Below are 17,717 nucleotides of genomic sequence, written 5' to 3'. Positions count from 1 at the left end.
GGAGTCCGGCCCGCGGTGTGTTCATGGAGTGGTCAGAGGGTCTGGAGGGTCACCAGAGTGATCCGCAGGTCCTCCTTCGCGCCCTCCACCTCGATCCGCACCCGCTGCCCCGGGCGCAGCAGCCTCAGACCGCCGGCGTCGAACGCCGCCGCGTCGAAGGGCACCGGGGTGCCGTCGTCCAGGAGCACCTGCCCGCTGCGGCTTTCGGGGTCGTACGTGTACGCGGTCGCCTGCATGGCCGCAGCCTACTGCCCGGGTATCAGCAACCGCGCGGCGGCCGCGGCCGTATGAGGGCCGACCCCCAGGGCCAGCGCGGTGCGCAGGTCGTCGCCGGTGTCCACGTCCTGGCGTACGGAGTCCACGGCGGCGAGGGACAGTTCCACGGCCCCGGACGCGCGGTGCCGGGCGCGGGAATCGATACCGAATGCAGGGAACAATGGCCGACCGGGGCCGGCGGCCAGCAGGGTCGTACCGATTGCGGCCGCGTCCGGGAGAAAAGCGCGCGGGAATTCAGCGGCGGCATCGAGTACCCGGGCCAATTCCGGCGGACGCAGCGCCGGCAGGTCGGCGTTCAGCGCGGCCACCGGACTTTCGGGACGTGCGGACCGGACGGCCCCCGCCGCGTGTGCGAGGGCGGCGTTGAGGCCGCTTCCCGGCTCGTCGGGGATGATCGCGGCGCCCAGTGCGGACAGCTCACGGCCCGCCCGGGCGTCGTCCGTGACGACTGCCACATCCCGTACCGCCGGGCAGGCCAGCGCGGCCGCCACCGTGTCCTGGGCGAAGGCGAGCGCCAGGTCCGGCCGCAGCCCGTCGTCCGCGGTGTCCGCGAGCCTGCTCTTGGCCTGGGCCAGGGGCTTCAGGGGTACGACCAAGGTCCACTGCACAGGTGTTCCGTCCCTCTCTTGTCGCGGTCATTGTCACCCGGGGCCACCGGTGCCCGGCGTGTCGGGGCGTACGGTGTTCTCGACAGACCGGCGGCCTGGGGCGACACTTGTGCGGCCCCCCATGGCCCCCGCTTCAGGCCCTAGAGGAAGGTGTCCGCGTGCCCCGCCGCAGAATCGGCTTCTGGTACCGCTTCGCCGCGGTGATCTGCAAACCGCCGCTGGTGGTTCTGCTCAGGCGGGACTGGCGCGGAATGGAGCACATTCCGGCCGAGGGTGGATTTATCACCGCGGTGAATCACAATTCGCACATCGACCCCTTCGCTTACGCGCACTTTCAGTACAACACCGGGCGCGTCCCGCGATTCCTCGCGAAGAGCGGGCTTTTCAAGAAGGGATTCGTCGGCGCCGCGATGCGCGGCACCGGGCAGATCCCCGTCTACCGCGAGAGCACGGACGCGCTGAGCGCCTTCCGGGCCGCGATCGACGCCGTGGACCGCGGGGAATGCGTCGCCTTCTACCCCGAGGGCACCCTCACCCGGGACCCGGAGGGCTGGCCCATGACCGGCAAGACCGGGGCCGCGCGCGTCGCCCTCCAGACCAAGTGCCCGGTGATCCCCGTCGCCCAGTGGGGCTGCAACGAACTGCTGCCGCCGTACGCGAAGAAGCCGCACCTCCTGCCGCGCAAGACGCACCGCGTGCTCGCCGGACCGCCGGTGGACCTCTCGCGGTTCTACGACCGGGAGATGACCGCGGAGCTGCTGAAGGAGGCCACCGAGGTCATCATGGCCGCGATCACCCGGCAGCTGGAGGAGATCCGCGGCGAGAAGGCGCCCGAGACGCCCTACGACCCGCGCCGGGAGCGGATCGAACAGCGGCGCCGCACCCAGGCGCAGACACAGACACCGCGGGGCGGGCAGCAGGCGGCGTCTCCGGTGCAGTCGGCGCACACGGCACAGCCGGCACAGTCGGCACAGGAAGAGGGGCTGGGCAAGTGAGCAAGCCGGTCAAGGCGGCGGTCCTGAGCGCCGGTTCGTGGGGCACGGCCTTCGGCATGGTGCTCGCCGACGCCGGGTGCGAGGTCACCCTGTGGGGGCGCCGCCCGGAGCTCGTGGAGGCGATCAACTCCACCCGCACCAACCCCGACTACTTCCCGGGCGTGGAACTCCCGGAGAACGTCCGGGCCACCACGGACCCCGCGGAAGCCGCCGCGGACGCCGACTTCACGGTCCTCTCGGTCCCCTCGCAGACCCTGCGCGGCAACCTCGCCGAGTGGAGCCCGCTGCTCGCGCCCGACACCGTCCTCGTGTCGCTGATGAAGGGCGTCGAACTCGGCTCCGCGATGCGGATGAGCGAGGTCATCGACGACGTCGCCAAGGTGGGCCCGGACCGCATCGCCGTGGTCACCGGACCCAACCTGGCCCGCGAGATCGCGGCGCGGATGCCGGCCGCCGCCGTGGTCGCCTGCACCGACGAGGCCGTCGCCCAGCGGCTCCAGGCCGCCTGCCACACCCCGTACTTCCGCCCGTACACCAACACCGACGTCGTCGGCTGTGAACTCGGGGGCGCGGTCAAGAACGTCATCGGCCTGGCCGTCGGCATCGCGGACGGCATGGGCCTCGGCGACAACGCCAAGGGCTCGCTCATCACCCGCGGTCTCGCCGAGACCACGCGGCTCGGCATCGCGCTCGGCGCCGACCCGCTGACCTTCTCCGGACTCGCGGGCCTGGGCGACCTGGTGGCCACCTGCTCCTCGCCGCTGTCCCGCAACCACACCTTCGGCACCAACCTCGGCAAGGGCATGACGCTCCAGGAGACCATCGCGGTCACCAAGCAGACCGCCGAGGGCGTCAAGTCCTGCGAATCGGTGCTGGATCTGGCCCGTCGGCACGGCGTCGACATGCCCATCACGGAGACGGTCGTCGGCATCGTGCACGAGGGCAAGCCTCCGGTGGTGGCCCTCAAGGAGCTGATGTCGCGCAGCGCGAAGCCGGAACGACGCTGAGCGACGCGGGTCGAGGGCGCTGTATCCCGGCCCTACCAACGGGTACTCTCAACGCGATATGAGCACCGAGAACCTCCCCCAGAGCCCCGAGCAGCCGCCTCGCAAGCCGCGTGTGGCCGTCGTGTTCGGCGGGCGCAGCTCCGAACACGGGATCTCCGTGGTCACCGCCGGCGCCGTCCTCAAGGCCATCGACCGGACGAAGTACGACGTCCTGCCGATCGGCATCACCCAGGACGGCCGTTGGGCGCTCACGGCGGACGAACCGGAGCGGATGGCGATCGTCGACCGGCGCCAGCCGAGCGTCGACCTGCTCGCCGAGTCCGACGAGGGCGGAGTGATCCTCCCGGTCGACCCGGCCAACCGTGAAGTCGTCTACAGCGAGCCCGGATCGGTCCCCAAGGCGCTCGGCGAGGTCGACGTGGTCTTCCCGGTGCTGCACGGCCCCTACGGCGAGGACGGCACCCTCCAGGGCCTCCTGGAGCTCTCCGGCGTCCCGTACGTCGGTTCGGGTGTGCTCGCCTCGGCCGTGGGCCAGGACAAGGAGTACATGAAGCGGGTGTTCACCTCCTTCGGGCTGAAGGTGGGCCCGTACCTGGTGATCCGGCCCCGCGAGTGGCAGCAGGACGAGCCGGCCGCCCGCAAGAAGATCGTCGACTTCGCCGGCGAGCACGGCTGGCCGCTGTTCGTGAAGCCCGCGCGCGCCGGTTCGTCGATCGGCATCACCAAGGCCGACGACCTCTCCGGACTCGACGAGGCGATCGCCGAGGCCCAGCGGCACGACCCGAAGATCCTCGTGGAGGCGGCGCTGCGGGGCCGCGAGATCGAGTGCGGCGTCCTGGAGTTCGAGGACGGCCCCCGGGCCTCCGTCCCCGCCGAGATCCCCTCCCCGGAGGAGCACGCGTACTACGACTTCGAGGCCAAGTACATCGATTCGACGCCCGGGATCGTGCCGGCGCCGCTGACCCCGGAGGAGACGGCTCAGGTGCAGCGCCTGGCGGTCGACGCCTTCGAGGCGGCGTCCTGCGAGGGCCTGGTCCGCGCGGACTTCTTCCTCACCGAGGACGGCGAGTTCGTGATCAACGAGATCAACACGATGCCCGGCTTCACGCCCATCTCGATGTATCCGAAGATGTGGCAGGAGAGCGGGGTGAGCTACCCGGAGCTGGTGGACCGTCTGGTGCAGGCGGCACTGCGCCGTTCCACGGGACTTCGCTAGGCCGGGCCCGGGACGGCATCCAAGGCGTTACGGCATTCCCAGCACGGCCTTCAGGAGGCGATCCCCGAGGGGATCGCCTTCTTCACGGCCGACGCCAGGTCGATCAGGGCCCCGGAGCTGTCGACGCCCTCCGGCACCGTCACCTCGACGTAGACCTCACGGTTCGCCGAGGTGAACCGGTACCCCCCGCCGTCCTGCTTCTCCATCAGCCAGTCGACCCCGTTCACACCCCCGGCGACCGCATCCGGATCCCGCCCGTCCGCCACCTTCGGATCGACCATCTTGGGCGGCTGCGGCACACCACAGCGAAGTATGATCGCCGGGCTGCCCCAGCCCGCCGTCAGCGCCGACGGGGGCTCGGGATCCTCGCGACGCTCTCCGTCCACCTTCGCTGGCAGTACCTTGTCCAGGTTCCGGCACAGTTCCGTGGCCTTCGCGCCCGGACTGGGAACCGCCGCCGACGCGCTGTCGTCTGCTGAGGAGCAGCCCGCGGCAGTGATCAACAGCGCGAGAGCGGGCATGCGGAAGAAAACGCGGAACACAGAACGGTGCCGGTGACGGAAAGGGTTCACCGGCACAGGGTAGACGGGGGCTACAGATGGACGACCGGGCAGGTCAGGGTGCGGGTGATGCCGTCCACTTGCTGGACCTTGGCGACCACCATGCGTCCGAGGTCGTCGACGGTGTCGGCCTGGGCCCGCACGATCACGTCGTACGGTCCTGTGACGTCCTCGGCCTGGATGACCCCAGGAATCTTGCTGATCGTCTCGGCGACGGTCGACGCCTTGCCGACCTCCGTCTGGATCAGGATGTACGCCTGTACCACGGAACCTCCAGGGCGGCCACGAGGATCATGTGGGGAAAAGGAACGCCACGGTATCGCGTCGCCGCTCGCCGCGGGGAGACCTGCGGGGGCCGGGTCTTGCGCGCCGGGGTGCAGGTCCGGCAGAACGTGACGGTCACTTCGACCGTAGCGAGGACCGAGAGGCCTCGCGACCGGGCACGGACAGGGACAGAAGGGGAGAAAGGGCAATGAAGGGCACTGTTGGTGAGCTCGGTGAGTTCGGGCTCATCAGGGAGCTCACCTCCCGTCTGACCACCACCCCGGCGGTCCGGGTCGGCCCCGGCGACGACGCCGCCGTGGTGGCCGCGCCCGACCGCAGGGTCGTGGCCAGTACGGACATCCTGGTCGAGGGCCGGCACTTCCGCCGGGACTGGTCGACGGCCTACGACGTGGGCCGCAAGGCGGCGGCGCAGAATCTCGCCGACATCGCCGCCATGGGCGCCGTGCCGACCGCGCTGCTGCTCGGTCTGGTCGTCCCGGCCGAGCTGCCGGTGACGTGGCCGAGCGAGCTGATGGACGGCCTGCGCGACGAGTGCCAGGTGGCCGGTGCCGCCGTGGTCGGCGGTGACGTCGTACGCGGCGACTCGATCATGGTGTCGATCACCGCGCTCGGCGATCTGCGCAACCAGGAGCCGGTGACGCGGGCGGGCGCGCAGCCCGGCGACCTCGTCGCGGTGACCGGCTGGCTGGGCTGGTCGGCGGCCGGGTACGCGGTGCTGTCGCGCGGGTTCCGTTCGCCGCGGGCGTTCGTGGAGGCGCACCGGCGGCCCGAGCCGCCGTACCACGCGGGTCCGGCGGCCGCTGGGCTCGGGGCGACCGCCATGTGCGACGTGAGCGACGGGCTGATCGCCGACCTGGGGCACATCGCCGAGGCCAGCAAGGTGCGGATCGACATCCGCTCCGGCGCGATCGACATCCCGTCCCAGATGAACGACATCGGGCAGGCCGTCGGCGTCGACCCGATGCAGTGGGTGCTGACCGGGGGAGAGGACCACGCGATCGTGGCGACGTTCCCGCCGGACGTGAAGCTGCCCGCCCGCTGGAAGGTCATCGGCGAGGTCCTCAACCCCTCGGCGCTGCCCCAGGTGACGGTCGACGGGGCGCCGTGGACCAGCAAGGGCGGCTGGGACCACTTCGGGGACATGGAGTCATGATTCCGGGCGTCCTCACGGTGGCGGGCTCCGACTCGGGCGGCGGCGCCGGCATCCAGGCCGACCTGAAGACGATGCTCGCGCTCGGCGTGCACGGCATGAGCGTCCTCACGGCGGTGACCGCGCAGAACTCCGTCGGTGTGCAGGGGGCTTGGGAGCTGCCGGTGGAGGCGGTGCGGGCCCAGTACCGCAGTGTCGTCGACGACATCGGCGTCCAGGCGGTCAAGACCGGCATGCTGGCCTCCGCCGAACTCGTGGAGACGGTCGCCGAGTTGATCGCGGGCACGGACGCCCCGGCGGTCGTCGACCCGGTGGGCGTCTCCAAGCACGGCGACTCCCTGCTCGCCGCCTCGGCGCTGGACTCCGTCCGTACGAAACTGCTGCCGGTGGCCACGGTCGCCACCCCGAACCTCGACGAGGTGGCCCAGCTGACGGGTGTCCGTGTCGAGTCGGAGGAGCAGCTGCGGCGGGCCGCGGCGGCCGTGCTCGGCTACGGGCCGCGGTGGGTGCTGATCAAGGGCGGTCACCTGTCCGGGGACGCCGTGGACCTGCTCACGGACGGCTCCGAGGAGTACTGGCTGCGGGCGCCGAGGCACGACAACCGGCACACCCACGGCACGGGCTGCACGCTCGCCTCCGCCATCGCGTCACAGCTCGCGAAGGGGCACTCGGTGCCGGAGGCGGTGGCGGCGGCCAAGGAGTACGTCACCGGGGCGATCGCGGCCGGGTTCGCGCTCGGCGGGGGGATCGGGCCGGTGGATCACGGCTGGCGGTTCCGGGCCGGTTCCTGAGCCTCCGGACACGGCAAAAAGCCGGTCCACCAGGGGTGGACCGGCTCTCTACGGCGAACCAGCAGTGGCCGCGCGCTAGCTGAGCGTCAGCGCGAGACCTTGCCGGCCTTGATGCACGAGGTGCAAGCGTTCACGCGCTTCGGCGTCCCGCCCACCACGGTACGCACACGCTGGATGTTCGGGTTCCAGCGGCGGGACGTACGGCGGTGCGAGTGCGAGATGTTGTTGCCGAAGCCCGGCCCCTTGCCGCAGACGTCGCAGTTGGCAGCCACGGGTCACTCCAAAGACTTCAGATGCACTTACGGTTGATCCCGGCATGCCGGGATCAGGTCGTAGGATCTGAGTGGCGCTGCCAGGGGAATGGCCCGATTTGGATCGGGCAACCGGAGCAGCATACAACGGCTGCGCCCGTAGAACGAAACTACCATGGTCGGCCGGGGGCCTCCCTCGGCCCACTTCCGGTGGACACCGCCCCGGGGTCTACGCTGCGTGCCACGTCCAGCAGCTCAGGGAGGCGCGGTGGCGCAGGTGCCGCAGACATTCTTCGATGCTCTCGCGGTGCGCACCTGGTGCGGTCTCGCACTCGAGACGCTGGGGCGGGCGCGTGAGGAGATCGACGCGATCAACGTCTATCCCGTGGCGGACGGGGACACCGGCACGAACCTGTATCTGACCGTGGAGTCCGCCGCCGCGGCGGTCGAGGCCGTGTTCGCGGGGCATGCGGCGAGGTCGGGCCCTGGGGGGCCGACGCTGGCCGACGCCGCCCGGGCGATGGCGCACGGGGCGCTCATCGGTGCCCGTGGGAACTCCGGGACGATCCTGGCCCAGTTGCTGCGGGGTATGTCGCAGGTGCTCGCCGGCCACGAGACCGGGCATGCCGACGAGCGGGCCGCGCACGCCGACGGCAGCACCGCGCACGCCGACGGCCAGGGCCTGCGGCTGGCCCTGCGGCACGCGGCCGACTCCGCACGGCAGGCCGTGGCCCACCCCGTCGAGGGCACGGTCCTCACGGTCGCCTCGGCCGCTGCCGACGCCGCCGACGCGGCCTGCGGTGCCGAGGGCGACTGCGGGACGGTGGCCAGGGCGGCCTATGAGGGAGCGTGCGCGGCTCTGGCCGCGACCCCCGGCCAGCTGCCCGTCCTAGAGCGCGCCGGGGTGGTCGACGCCGGTGGGCGAGGGCTGGTGGCGGTGCTCGGGGCGCTGGTGGAGACGTTCACGGGGGAGAGGCCGCGGGCCGGGGCGGCTGCTGAGGGCCATGGGGGCCATGAGGACTGCAAGGGCCTGGTTGGCCCTGTGGGGGCGCAGGCGCGCGGGGAAACCGCTGAAGCCCTCGCTCCGGCCGCCGGAGGCCCGCTCGGCGAGTGTGCCGACGGTGCCGCCGTGGCCGGCCAGGACGGCCCCGCCTTCGAGGTGATCTACCTCCTGGAGGCAGACGACACGGCCGTGGCGCGGTTGCGGGAGCGGCTCGACGTGCTCGGGGACTCGCTCGTCGTGGTCGGCGGCGACGGGCTGTGGAACGTCCATGTCCATGTCGACGACGCGGGCGCCGCCGTCGAGGCCGGTATCGAGGCCGGGCGGCCCTACCGGATCCGCATCACACACTTCGGCGCCGGCGACGTGCACACCACCGGCGCCGAGCGGCCTCCCCGCGAGCCCGCCCAGCGTGCCGTCGTGGCCGTGGTGCCCGGCGAGGGCCTGGCCGGGCTGTACGCCGAGGCCGGCGCGACCACCGTGCTCGCACGCCCCGGGGAGCCGCCCGCGAGCGGGGAGCTCGTGCAGGCCGTACGGCGGGCCCACGCGCGCGAGGTCGTGCTGCTGCCCAACGACGCCGAGCTGCGCCACACCGCGGCCGCGGCGGCCGAACAGGCCCGTACCGAGGGCATCCGCGTGGCCCTCATCCCGACCCGCTCGGCGGTCCAGGGCATCGCGGCGCTGGCCGTGCACGAGCCGGAGCGCCGTTTCGACGAGGACGTGGTGTCGATGACCTCGGCGGCCGGCGCGACCCGCTATGCCGAGGTCACCGTCGCCGAGCGCCAGGCCTGGACGATGGCCGGCATCTGCCAGGCCGGCGACGTCCTCGGCCTGATCGACGGCGACGTGGCCGTGATCGGCTCGGACGTCACGGCCACCGCCCGGACCGTCCTGGACCGCATGCTCGCGGCCGGTGGCGAGATGGTCACCCTGGTGCTCGGCGACGAGGCTCCCGACACCATCGCCGAGCACCTGGAGGGCCGGGTCCGCGAGGGGTACCTCGCCGTCGACACGGTCGTGTACCGGGGCGGGCGGCAGGGGGCCGTGCTGCTCATCGGCGTGGAGTGAGCGGGACCGGCGATCAGTCGTCCGTCGCGAGGCGGAGCATCTGCTCCGCCTCCGCCCGCCGGGCCCGTACCGCGTCGCCGTCGTCGGCCTCCGCCCCGTCGTGTCCGCCGTAAGCCGCCAGCACCGCACGCGCGCGGGCCACCGCGTCGGCCGGGCGGCCCAGGTCGGCCTCCAGCCAGCCCGCGGCGAGCTCGGCGCCGGTGCGGCTGTGCAGCGCGGCGTCGCCGAGGGAGGCGAACACCTCGGCGGACCGCAGCACTTGGGACAGGGCCTCCTCGAACACGGCCCGGGCCGAGGCGTCGTCGGCGTCGTCGGAGCCGGAGCGGGCCAGCAGGTCGCCGAACTGCCGGTGGCTGTGGCCGAGTTCGGCGACGAACTGCTGCCGGGACTCCGCGTCGGCCGCCGTGTCCCGTGCCGCCTCGCACTCCCGGACCGCGTCCGCCATCAGGGCCCGTGCCTCCTCCAGCCCGTCCTGCGCGCGCAACGCCAGCCAGGCACGGGCACGCAGGGAGCGCACCAGGCCCTGGACGTTGCCGAGTTCACGCCACAGATCGCCCGCGCGCGCGTAGGCCCGGCCCGCCTCGTCGGCCAGTCCGGCCTGCCCGAGGGACTCCCCGGCCAGGTGGGCGAGGGTCGCGTGGTCGTGCTGTTCGGGCCAGTGCCGGGCGATCTCGGCGGCCTGGAGACGGCGTTCGGCGGCAGCGCGGTGCTCGCCGAGTTCGCTCAGGCAGTCGCCGAGCCACCACTGCGTCTGCACGATCGCCCCGTCGCCGTGCGTCTCGGCGGTCAGGTCGGGCAGCGCCGACTCCAGGACCTCCGCGGCCTCGGCCCACCGTCCCTGCCGCAGCAGGAACCCGCCGAGCTGCTGCCGGGCCCAGGCGCCCAGTGTCGCGCCCTCGCCCGCCTCGTCGGCCCAGTGCGCGGCCTCCAGGGCGTGCCGGGCGGCCTCGGCCACCTCGCCCCGGCCGCCGACCAACTCGGCGAGCTGCAGGTGCAGCTGGGCCCGTCCGGGCGCCTCCAGATGGGCTCCGCCGTGCTCCAGGGCCGCCCGCAGGGCACGTTCCGCCTCCGCCATGTCGCCGACGTGGTGGGCCAGGGAGGCCAGCCGGGCCTCGTACTCCACCGCGAACCACGGCAGCCCCGCCGCGACGAACGCCGCCGCGCCCCGGGCGAACAGTCCCGCGGCCGTCTCCAGGTCCCCGCCCAGTCCCGCCAGCTCGGCGAGCATGGCCTGCGCCTCAGCGCCCCGCGCGGCCAGCCGCACGTCCTCGCCGGCCCGCCCGCCGACAAGGGCGATGACTTCCCGGACAGCGGCTTCGGCCTCGCCGAGAACCGCCTCCGTGCCGTAGCGCTCGGCGGCACCCTCCGCGAGGCCCTCCCCGGCCCCGGCCCCGTGCGCCCGGCGCAGCAGGATCCTGGCCCGTGCCATCAGGACGGACGCCGTCTGCCGTATCCCGGTGTCGCCGGTGGCGTACAGCGCGAGGATCTCGTCGTAGGGGCCGGACACGGCCGTGAGCGCCGCGTCCACGTCACCCGCGAGGGCCCGTACGTACGCCGCACGCGCGCGTGCGGCCAGGGCCTCCCCGGGGTCGCCCGCCGCCGCGTACAGCCGCGCGGCCCGTTCGAAGAGCGCGGCGCCGTCCGGGCCGAGGCCCATCGCCTCGTGGTCGGCGATCTCGGCGCGGTCGCGCGGGTCCAGTTCCACGCCCTCCGCGGCCTCGGCGACCGCCGCCCACGCCTCCACGGCGCCCGGCCGCAGGTTGTCCGACAGCCGCCGTGCCTCGGCCAGCAGGGCGGGCAGATCCGGCTGCCCCGTCGCGGCGGCCGTTACCACCGGGGGAGCGGGCGGAGGCACCGGCCGTACCGACCGCACCCCCAGCGGCAGCCGCTCCACCAACGGGCGCTGCTCCATCCGCGCGCGTGCCCGCTCGCTGACGTACGTCGTGCCGTTGCGTTCGTCGAAGCGGGCCGCCAGCGCGAGGGCCTGCGCACGCGCGTGTGCGGCCAGCTCCCGGGCGGTCCACTCGCGGCCGGCCGGACCGGGCACCCGCCGGTCACCCAGCCCCAGCCCGGTCAGGCGGTCCATGAGCAGGGCCACCACGCTCATGAACTCCAGCTTGCTCTGCGGCTGCCCGTCGTCCGTGAAGTACGCCGGCCGCTCCGCGAGCAGCTCCAGACCACGGGCCTCGTTGCCGGTCAGCGCGCAGAACTCCACGTGCTCCGCGTAGGCGCCGCGCATGCTCTCCATGGCCCGTACGAGCCGGAAGCCCCGCAGATGGTTCGCGCGGGCCTCGTCCAGGCGGCCCAGCCGCAGCAGCGGCACCAGGGAGGAGGCGAGGGCCGTGTGCGGCTCGTGGGCGCAGGCGTACTCGCCCTCCAGCACCGGCCGCCACAGCTCGAGCGCCTCCGCGTCCCGGCCCCGCTCCGCATGCCACCAGCCCTGCCCGTGCAGTTCGCAGGCGTGGCAGTCGGCCATGCCGTCCCGGTCGGCGGCCAGCCACGCGGCATACGCCCGCTCGGCCCGCGCCAGGTCCCCGACATGCGCGGCCACGCTGTGCTCGGCGCTGCGAACGGCCCGTTCGGAGTGCCCGGCGAGCCGGTAGCGGTGCTCCATCTCGCCGAGCCACTTCTCGATCGACGCGAGCGGGATGTGCGGCTGGTCCAGCATGCCGGACGACACCCACTTGAAGACCCAGTGCAGCGAGTGGGTCTCGTACTCGTCGAAGTCCTCCGGATGTTCGTCCCACATGCGCAGCAGACGCGCGAAGGGGACGAACATCTTCCCCTTCTCGGAGCTGTAGTTGTAGACCTTCAGCTGGTGTCCGAGCGCCTCGATCACGGCGAGCGGGATGTTCAGCTTCTCGGCGGCGGTCAGCAGTTCCTCGGCGCGCGCGTTACGGGCCGGACCCTCCGGCTGCCCGGAGTTCTCCGCCATCGCCCGGCGCAAGGCGTCGAAGTCCGTGATCTCACTCATGCCTGACCGTCCTCGCTGTGCGTGGCCCATTCCAGGAGGCCGATGAACGCGCGGTTGAGCAGCGCCGAGTCGGCGGGCCTGAGCGGCCGCTGCGCCATCAGCAGCGCCTGCCCGTACAGCGACTCCGTGGCGGTGCCGATCAGCTCCGGGTCGTGCAGCGAGCTGATCCGCCGCACCAGCGGGTTGAGGTGGTTGAGCACCAGACGCGCCCGTGGCGCGCTGCCGCGCAGGGAGCCGAGGATGCCCGCCCAGAGGTCGTCGGCCTGCGCCTCGGCGTCGGCCCGGGCCTGTTCGTGCCGGGCGTCCCGGTCGTCGAGGTGCAGCGCGGGCACGGAGAGCGGGTGGAAGGCCCGCAGCACCACGTCGCAGCCCAGCGGGTCGAGCCGGGCCCGCGCGGCGGCCAGGAAGCCGGACAGGGCCAGCTCCTCGGCCGGGTCGACGGCGTCCAGATGCGCGGTCACCGTCTCCGCGTCCAGCTCGGCGACCACGGTCCCCGGACGCACCGACGGCAGCGCCGCCACCAGCTCGCTGTCGTACGTGTAGCCGCCGTTGATCACGCCGATGCCCTGCGCGGACGCGATCGGCGCGACCTGCCGGTACTCCTCCACGGTCCGTGTGAAGTGCACCACCGGGTGCCGCTGCGCGAACTCCTCCAGGGACAGCCGCCCGTCGGTCGTCTCGAAGGGCAGCCACGGCAGCATCGTGCGCAGCATCTCCCGGTCGTGCCGGGCCAGGGACTTCACACCCAGGTGGTGCACCGCCAGGAACGCGGCCAGCCGCTCCGGATCACCGGCGGCCAGACCGGTCAGCCAGGCCCGGATCCGCTCGCCCAGCGCCTCCCGTACGGCGGCCAGCGTCTCGTCCTCGTACAGCGCCTCGCGCGAGGCCGTCGGCCGCAGGCTGTCCGTGTCGAGCACGCAGCGCACGAAGAACGCCCAGTCGGGCAGCAGCTGTTCGGCCCGCTCGGTCAGCAACATGCCCTTGAGGTGCACCCGGTGACCCGCGCGCTGGGCCGGGCTGACCGCCGACGGCAGCACGTACGCCACCCCGCGGATGCCGGCCAGCGGCACGGACAGGTCGATCGTGTCCAGCGGGGTGAAGCCGAACAGGTCGTGGCAGTGCCGGGCGAGGGCGACGCGGCGGGCGGCCGGGCCCGGGTACGGGCGGTCCCAGGGCGCCGGGAGGTCGGTGACCGGCTCGTCGCCCACCCGGACGTCGTACGGCAGCAGCGACCCGAAGTCCCGCGCCAGCGCCTCGACCCGCTCGGGCGTGAGCCACTCCGCGGCCCCCGCCCGGGCCACCAGATGCACGGTGGTGCCCGGTTCGGGCCGCTCGGCGTCCGGCAGCGTCCGCACGGTGTACGAACCGTCGTCGGACGCCGTCCACTCCACCGGCGCCGCCCCGGGCGTACGGGCGCTGCGGCTGACCACCCGGATCCGCTCGGCGACGACGAAACAGGCCAGCAGGCCGATGCCGAACTGCCCGAGGAAGTCGGAACGCGCCTCCTGAAGGCCCTCGGCGCGCTTGGAACTGCGCCCGATCGTGGCGAGCAGGTCGTGCACGTCCGCCTCGGTGAGCCCGACACCGGTGTCCTCGACGCGCAGGGTGCCGCCCTGCGCGGACAACCGCACCCGGGCCGGGGCGTCGGGTTCCGCCGTGCGTCTGGCGGTGATGGCGTCCACGGCGTTCTGCAACAGCTCGCGCAGATACACCTTCGGACTGGAGTAGAGGTGGTGGGAGAGCAGGTCCACCAGACCACGCAGGTCGACCTGGAACGTATGAGGTGATCGGGGTGAACGGGGTGCCTGGGATGCCTGTGAGGTCTGGGAGTCCATCATCACGGCGCCGGTGGGGGGACTCGCGACGGCGCGGGGTCGGGCGGCCCCGGTGAGGCGGTGACCGCGAAAGGAGGCCGGGAGCGCGTCATCCTAAGGCCCGAACCAGCCGCCTGACCAGGGGTTTCCGGGACGTATACGGCGACGTGCGCCACGGCCTCTACGGCATTGTCAGTGGTGTGGTGTGCAATGGATCTCGTGCCCGCACTTCACGAACCGCTGCAACAACCACTGAAGTCGGTGCTCGGCCCCGCCACCGCGAAGGTGATGGCCGAGCACCTCGGCCTGCGCACCGTCGGCGACCTGCTCCACCACTACCCGCGCAGATACGAGGAGCGCGGCCAGCTCACGCACCTCGCCGACCTCCCCATGGACGAGCACGTCACGGTGGTCGCCCAGGTCGCCGACGCCCGTCTGCACACCTTCGCCTCCGCCAGGGCCCCGCGCGGCAAGGGCCAGCGCCTGGAGGTCACGATCACGGACGGCAGCGGCCGCCTCCAACTGGTCTTCTTCGGCAACGGCGTTCACAAGCCCCACAAGGAGCTCCTGCCGGGCACGCGCGCGATGTTCGCGGGCAAGGTCTCCGTCTTCAACCGCCGCCTCCAACTCGCCCACCCGGCCTACGAGTTGCTGCGAGGTGACTCCGAGGACCCCGCCGAGTCCGTCGAGACCTGGGCCGGCGCCCTGATCCCGATCTACCCGGCCACCGCCAAGCTGGAGTCCTGGAAGATCGGCAAGGCGCTCCAGACGGTCCTGCCCACGGCCCAGGAGGCCACCGATCCACTGCCCGCATCCCTGCGCCGGGGCCGCGGCCTGGTCCCCCTCCCCGAGGCGCTCATGAAGATCCACCGCCCGCACACCAAGGCGGACATCGAGGAGGCACGCGCCCGCCTCAAATGGGACGAGGCCTTCGTCCTCCAGGTCGCCCTGGCCCGCCGCCGCCACGCGGACGCCCAGCTTCCCGCGGTCCCCCGCGAACCAGCCCCGGACGGCCTCCTCACGGCGTTCGACGCCCGCCTCCCCTTCACCCTCACCGACGGCCAGCGGCGGGTCTCCAGGGAGATCTTCGACGACCTGGCGACCGACCACCCGATGCACCGGCTGCTGCAGGGAGAGGTCGGATCCGGGAAGACCATGGTCGCCCTGCGCGCCATGCTCGCCGTGGTCGACGCCGGTGGCCAGGCCGCCATGCTCGCGCCCACCGAAGTGCTCGCCCAGCAGCACCACCGGTCGATCGTCGAGATGATGGGCGAGCTGGCCGAGGGCGGCATGCTGGGCGGGGCCGACCAGGCCACCAAGGTGGTGCTGCTCACCGGGTCCATGGGCGCGGCCGCCCGCCGGCAGGCCCTGCTCGACCTCGCCACCGGCGAGGCCGGCATCGTCATCGGCACACATGCGCTGATCGAGGACAAGGTGCAGTTCCACGACCTGGGCCTGGTCGTGGTCGACGAACAGCACCGCTTCGGCGTCGAGCAGCGCGACGCCTTGCGCGGCAAGGGCAAACAGCCCCCGCACCTCCTGGTCATGACGGCCACGCCCATTCCGCGCACGGTCGCCATGACGGTCTTCGGCGACCTGGAGACCTCCGTCCTCGACCAGCTCCCGGCCGGCCGCTCGCCGATCGCCAGCCACGTCGTCCCGGCGGCCGACAAGCCCCACTTCCTGGCCCGCGCGTGGGAGCGGGTCCGCGAGGAGGTGGAGAACGGCCATCAGGCGTACGTCGTCTGCCCCCGCATCGGCGACGAGGAGGACGACCCGAAGAGGGCCGGCAGGAAGAAGCCGCCGGAGTCCCCGGAGGACGCCGCTGAGAAGCGCCCGCCGCTCGCGGTCCTCGACGTGGCCGACCAGCTGGTCAAGGGTCCCCTGCGAGGCCTCGGGGTCGAGGTCCTGCACGGCCGTATGCACCCCGACGACAAAGACGCCGTCATGCGCCGCTTCGCCGCCGGCGAGACGCACGTCCTGGTCGCCACGACGGTCATCGAGGTCGGCGTCAACGTCCCGAACGCCACCGCCATGGTGATCATGGACGCCGACCGCTTCGGGGTCTCCCAGCTCCACCAGCTCCGTGGCCGCGTGGGCCGTGGCTCGGCCCCCGGCCTCTGCCTCCTGGTCACCGAGATGCCCGAGGCGAGCGCCGCCCGCCAGCGCCTGAACGCCGTCGCCTCCACCCTCGACGGCTTCGAGCTCTCCCGCATCGACCTGGAACAACGCCGAGAGGGCGATGTCCTCGGCCAGGCCCAGTCGGGTGCCCGCACCAGCCTCAGGATGCTCGCGGTCATCGAGGACGAGGAGATCATCGCGGAGGCCAGAGAGGAGGCGACAGCCGTCGTGGCCAGGGACCCGGAGCTGACCCACCTCCCGGCCCTGCGGACGGCTCTGGAGGCCCTCTTGGACGAGGAGAGGGAGCAGTACCTGGAAAAGGGGTGACAGTGTTGCCCCCCGGGGGCGCGGGGCCGTAATCCGTATGCGGCTACCGCCGCGTGGGCGCGACCAGCCACACTGGTACCTGAAGCCGCCCATACCCAAGGACCACAGATGACCCGCGTGATCGCCGGCACGGCCGGCGGACGCCGCCTGGCCGTCCCGCCAGGAACAGGAACCCGCCCCACATCGGACCGCGCCCGGGAAGGCCTCTTCTCCACCTGGCAATCCCTCCTCGGCGGCCCCTTGGACGGCGAACGCGTCCTCGACCTCTACGCGGGATCAGGAGCCGTCGGCCTGGAGGCCCTCTCCCGAGGCGCCGGCCACACCCTCCTCGTCGAGGCCGACGCCAAAGCCGTCCGTACGGTGCGCGACAACGTGAAGAACCTCGGCCTCCCCGGTGCCGAGGTCAGAGCGGGCAAAGCGGAACAGATCATCCGCACCACACCCCCCGGCGACCCCTACGACCTCGTCTTCCTCGACCCGCCGTACGCCGTCACGGACGACGATCTTCGCGAGATCCTGCTCACACTCCGCGCGGAAGGGTGGCTCGCCGAAGAAGCCCTCGTCACCGTGGAGCGCAGCACCAGAGGCGGTGAATTCCGGTGGCCCGAGGGTTTCGAAGCCCTCCGGTCCCGTCGCTACGGCGAGGGAACGTTTTGGTACGGTCGCGCCGCCTCTACGTGCGAAGACGCACGATGACCGGACCGGAGAGCGAGGGATCACAAGTGCGCCGCGCCGTATGTCCCGGGTCGTTCGACCCGATCACCAACGGACACCTCGACATCATCTCCCGCGCCTCCAGGCTGTACGACGAGGTCTACGTCGCGGTGATGATCAACCAGTCGAAGAAGGGCCTGTTCGAGATCGACGAGCGGATCGACCTGATCCGCCGGGTCACCGCCGAGTACGGCAACGTCCGCGTCGAGGCCTTCCACGGCCTGCTCGTGGACTTCTGCAAGCAGCGCGACATCCCCGCCATCGTCAAGGGCCTGCGCGCGGTCAGCGACTTCGACTACGAGCTGCAGATGGCCCAGATGAACAACGGCCTCTCGGGCGTGGAGACCCTCTTCATCCCCACCAACCCCACCTACAGCTTCCTGTCGTCCTCCCTGGTCAAGGAGGTCGCGACCTGGGGCGGCGACGTCTCCCACCTGGTTCCGGCGGAGGTCCTCCAGGCCCTCACCGAGCGCCTGAGGAAGGACTGAACCCGCCCCGGGCGTCCCACCGGAGCCTGACAGACCGTCACCCGGTGTTCCCCGCCATCCCCCTGGCCGTAC

The 17,717-nt window shown here is 72.4% G+C and carries 16 protein-coding genes; 9 read left to right on the top strand and 7 right to left on the bottom strand.

The features are described from left to right. Positions 1-32 precede the first annotated feature (32 nt). Positions 33-236, bottom strand: a complete 204-nt coding sequence (locus SCNRRL3882_RS11435; protein ID WP_010044574.1) for a hypothetical protein — start codon at positions 234-236, stop codon at positions 33-35. Between the two features lie 9 nt (positions 237-245). After that, on the bottom strand, positions 246-884 hold the full coding sequence (cofC, locus tag SCNRRL3882_RS11430) for a 2-phospho-L-lactate guanylyltransferase (protein ID WP_010044573.1): 639 nt from the start codon (positions 882-884) through the stop codon (positions 246-248). 158 nt (positions 885-1,042) lie between these two features. On the opposite strand from cofC, the gene SCNRRL3882_RS11425 reads away from it, so the two are divergent. The 3 genes from SCNRRL3882_RS11425 to SCNRRL3882_RS11415 are packed head-to-tail and all read left to right on the top strand — an operon-like array spanning position 1,043 to position 4,102. Next, a complete protein-coding gene (locus tag SCNRRL3882_RS11425) occupies positions 1,043-1,879 on the top strand; it encodes a lysophospholipid acyltransferase family protein (protein ID WP_010044570.1) in 837 nt (278 codons plus the stop codon). Beyond that, positions 1,876-2,886, top strand: a complete 1,011-nt coding sequence (locus tag SCNRRL3882_RS11420) for an NAD(P)H-dependent glycerol-3-phosphate dehydrogenase (protein ID WP_010044568.1) — start codon at positions 1,876-1,878, stop codon at positions 2,884-2,886. The genes SCNRRL3882_RS11425 and SCNRRL3882_RS11420 overlap by 4 nt, the downstream gene beginning before the upstream one ends. A 58-nt stretch (positions 2,887-2,944) precedes the next feature. Continuing rightward, entirely contained in the window at positions 2,945-4,102 is a 1,158-nt protein-coding gene (locus SCNRRL3882_RS11415) for a D-alanine--D-alanine ligase family protein (RefSeq protein ID WP_010044566.1), read from the top strand. Between the two features lie 50 nt (positions 4,103-4,152). Here SCNRRL3882_RS11415 and SCNRRL3882_RS11410 read toward each other — a convergent pair whose 3' ends face one another. Next, positions 4,153-4,674 (bottom strand): DUF3515 domain-containing protein, encoded by a 522-nt coding sequence (locus SCNRRL3882_RS11410; RefSeq protein WP_418952384.1) that lies wholly within the window; start codon positions 4,672-4,674, stop codon positions 4,153-4,155. Positions 4,675-4,694: 20 nt separating this feature from the next. Then, positions 4,695-4,928, bottom strand: a complete 234-nt coding sequence (locus SCNRRL3882_RS11405; RefSeq protein WP_003997603.1) for an Lrp/AsnC family transcriptional regulator — start codon at positions 4,926-4,928, stop codon at positions 4,695-4,697. A 206-nt stretch (positions 4,929-5,134) separates the two neighbouring features. On the opposite strand from SCNRRL3882_RS11405, the gene SCNRRL3882_RS11400 reads away from it, so the two are divergent. Together SCNRRL3882_RS11400 and thiD are read left to right on the top strand one after the other, a co-directional pair. Continuing rightward, complete coding sequence (locus tag SCNRRL3882_RS11400) at positions 5,135-6,100, top strand: thiamine-phosphate kinase (RefSeq protein WP_010044559.1); 966 nt, start codon at positions 5,135-5,137, stop codon at positions 6,098-6,100. Further along, positions 6,097-6,888, top strand: a complete 792-nt coding sequence (gene thiD / locus SCNRRL3882_RS11395; RefSeq protein ID WP_010044557.1) for a bifunctional hydroxymethylpyrimidine kinase/phosphomethylpyrimidine kinase — start codon at positions 6,097-6,099, stop codon at positions 6,886-6,888. The genes SCNRRL3882_RS11400 and thiD overlap by 4 nt, the downstream gene beginning before the upstream one ends. A gap of 86 nt (positions 6,889-6,974) precedes the next feature. On the opposite strand, the gene rpmB is transcribed toward thiD, so the two are convergent. Continuing rightward, on the bottom strand, positions 6,975-7,160 hold the full coding sequence (rpmB, locus tag SCNRRL3882_RS11390) for a 50S ribosomal protein L28 (RefSeq protein ID WP_003993230.1): 186 nt from the start codon (positions 7,158-7,160) through the stop codon (positions 6,975-6,977). 247 nt (positions 7,161-7,407) lie between these two features. On the opposite strand from rpmB, the gene SCNRRL3882_RS11385 reads away from it, so the two are divergent. Further along, positions 7,408-9,207 carry a DAK2 domain-containing protein gene (locus tag SCNRRL3882_RS11385; RefSeq protein ID WP_010044555.1) on the top strand — a complete coding sequence of 600 codons (1,800 nt, stop codon included), beginning with the start codon at positions 7,408-7,410 and terminating at the stop codon, positions 9,205-9,207. A 13-nt stretch (positions 9,208-9,220) separates the two neighbouring features. Here the strand turns inward: SCNRRL3882_RS11385 and SCNRRL3882_RS11380 are convergent, their stop codons facing one another. Both SCNRRL3882_RS11380 and SCNRRL3882_RS11375 read right to left on the bottom strand, forming a co-directional pair. Continuing rightward, positions 9,221-12,181, bottom strand: coding sequence for a hypothetical protein (locus SCNRRL3882_RS11380; RefSeq protein ID WP_010044552.1), 2,961 nt, complete (start codon positions 12,179-12,181; stop codon positions 9,221-9,223). After that, entirely contained in the window at positions 12,178-14,016 is a 1,839-nt protein-coding gene (locus SCNRRL3882_RS11375) for an HSP90 family protein (RefSeq protein WP_029181504.1), read from the bottom strand. Before SCNRRL3882_RS11375 ends, SCNRRL3882_RS11380 begins: the two co-directional genes overlap by 4 nt. Before the next feature lie 189 nt (positions 14,017-14,205). On the opposite strand from SCNRRL3882_RS11375, the gene recG reads away from it, so the two are divergent. The 3 genes from recG (at position 14,206) to coaD (ending at position 17,645) form a co-directional block, all read left to right on the top strand. Continuing rightward, positions 14,206-16,443 (top strand): ATP-dependent DNA helicase RecG, encoded by a 2,238-nt coding sequence (gene recG / locus SCNRRL3882_RS11370; protein WP_010044548.1) that lies wholly within the window; start codon positions 14,206-14,208, stop codon positions 16,441-16,443. Positions 16,444-16,551: 108 nt separating this feature from the next. Then, positions 16,552-17,139, top strand: coding sequence for a 16S rRNA (guanine(966)-N(2))-methyltransferase RsmD (gene rsmD / locus SCNRRL3882_RS11365; protein WP_010044545.1), 588 nt, complete (start codon positions 16,552-16,554; stop codon positions 17,137-17,139). A gap of 26 nt (positions 17,140-17,165) precedes the next feature. Further along, positions 17,166-17,645 carry a pantetheine-phosphate adenylyltransferase gene (coaD, locus tag SCNRRL3882_RS11360; protein ID WP_010044544.1) on the top strand — a complete coding sequence of 160 codons (480 nt, stop codon included), beginning with the start codon at positions 17,166-17,168 and terminating at the stop codon, positions 17,643-17,645. Positions 17,646-17,717 lie beyond the last annotated feature (72 nt).

It is taken from the genome of Streptomyces chartreusis NRRL 3882, assembly GCF_900236475.1.
GTDB lineage: Bacteria > Actinomycetota > Actinomycetes > Streptomycetales > Streptomycetaceae > Streptomyces > Streptomyces chartreusis_D.
The sequence above is the reverse complement of the archived record's forward strand: the minus strand, read 5'-3'. Positions and strand labels throughout refer to the sequence as shown.

Excerpts from the sequence above, each read along its gene's own strand:
- thiD (WP_010044557.1), top strand. The coding sequence starts at position 6,097 with ATGATTCCGGGCGTCCTCACGGTGGCGGGCTCCGACTCGGGCGGCGGC.
- SCNRRL3882_RS11380 (WP_010044552.1), bottom strand. The coding sequence starts at position 12,181 with ATGAGTGAGATCACGGACTTCGACGCCTTGCGCCGGGCGATGGCGGAG.
- rsmD (WP_010044545.1), top strand. The coding sequence starts at position 16,552 with ATGACCCGCGTGATCGCCGGCACGGCCGGCGGACGCCGCCTGGCCGTC.
- SCNRRL3882_RS11415 (WP_010044566.1), top strand. The coding sequence starts at position 2,945 with ATGAGCACCGAGAACCTCCCCCAGAGCCCCGAGCAGCCGCCTCGCAAG.
- SCNRRL3882_RS11435 (WP_010044574.1), bottom strand. The coding sequence starts at position 236 with ATGCAGGCGACCGCGTACACGTACGACCCCGAAAGCCGCAGCGGGCAG.
- SCNRRL3882_RS11400 (WP_010044559.1), top strand. The coding sequence starts at position 5,135 with ATGAAGGGCACTGTTGGTGAGCTCGGTGAGTTCGGGCTCATCAGGGAG.
- SCNRRL3882_RS11375 (WP_029181504.1), bottom strand. The coding sequence starts at position 14,016 with ATGGACTCCCAGACCTCACAGGCATCCCAGGCACCCCGTTCACCCCGA.
- recG (WP_010044548.1), top strand. The coding sequence starts at position 14,206 with ATGGATCTCGTGCCCGCACTTCACGAACCGCTGCAACAACCACTGAAG.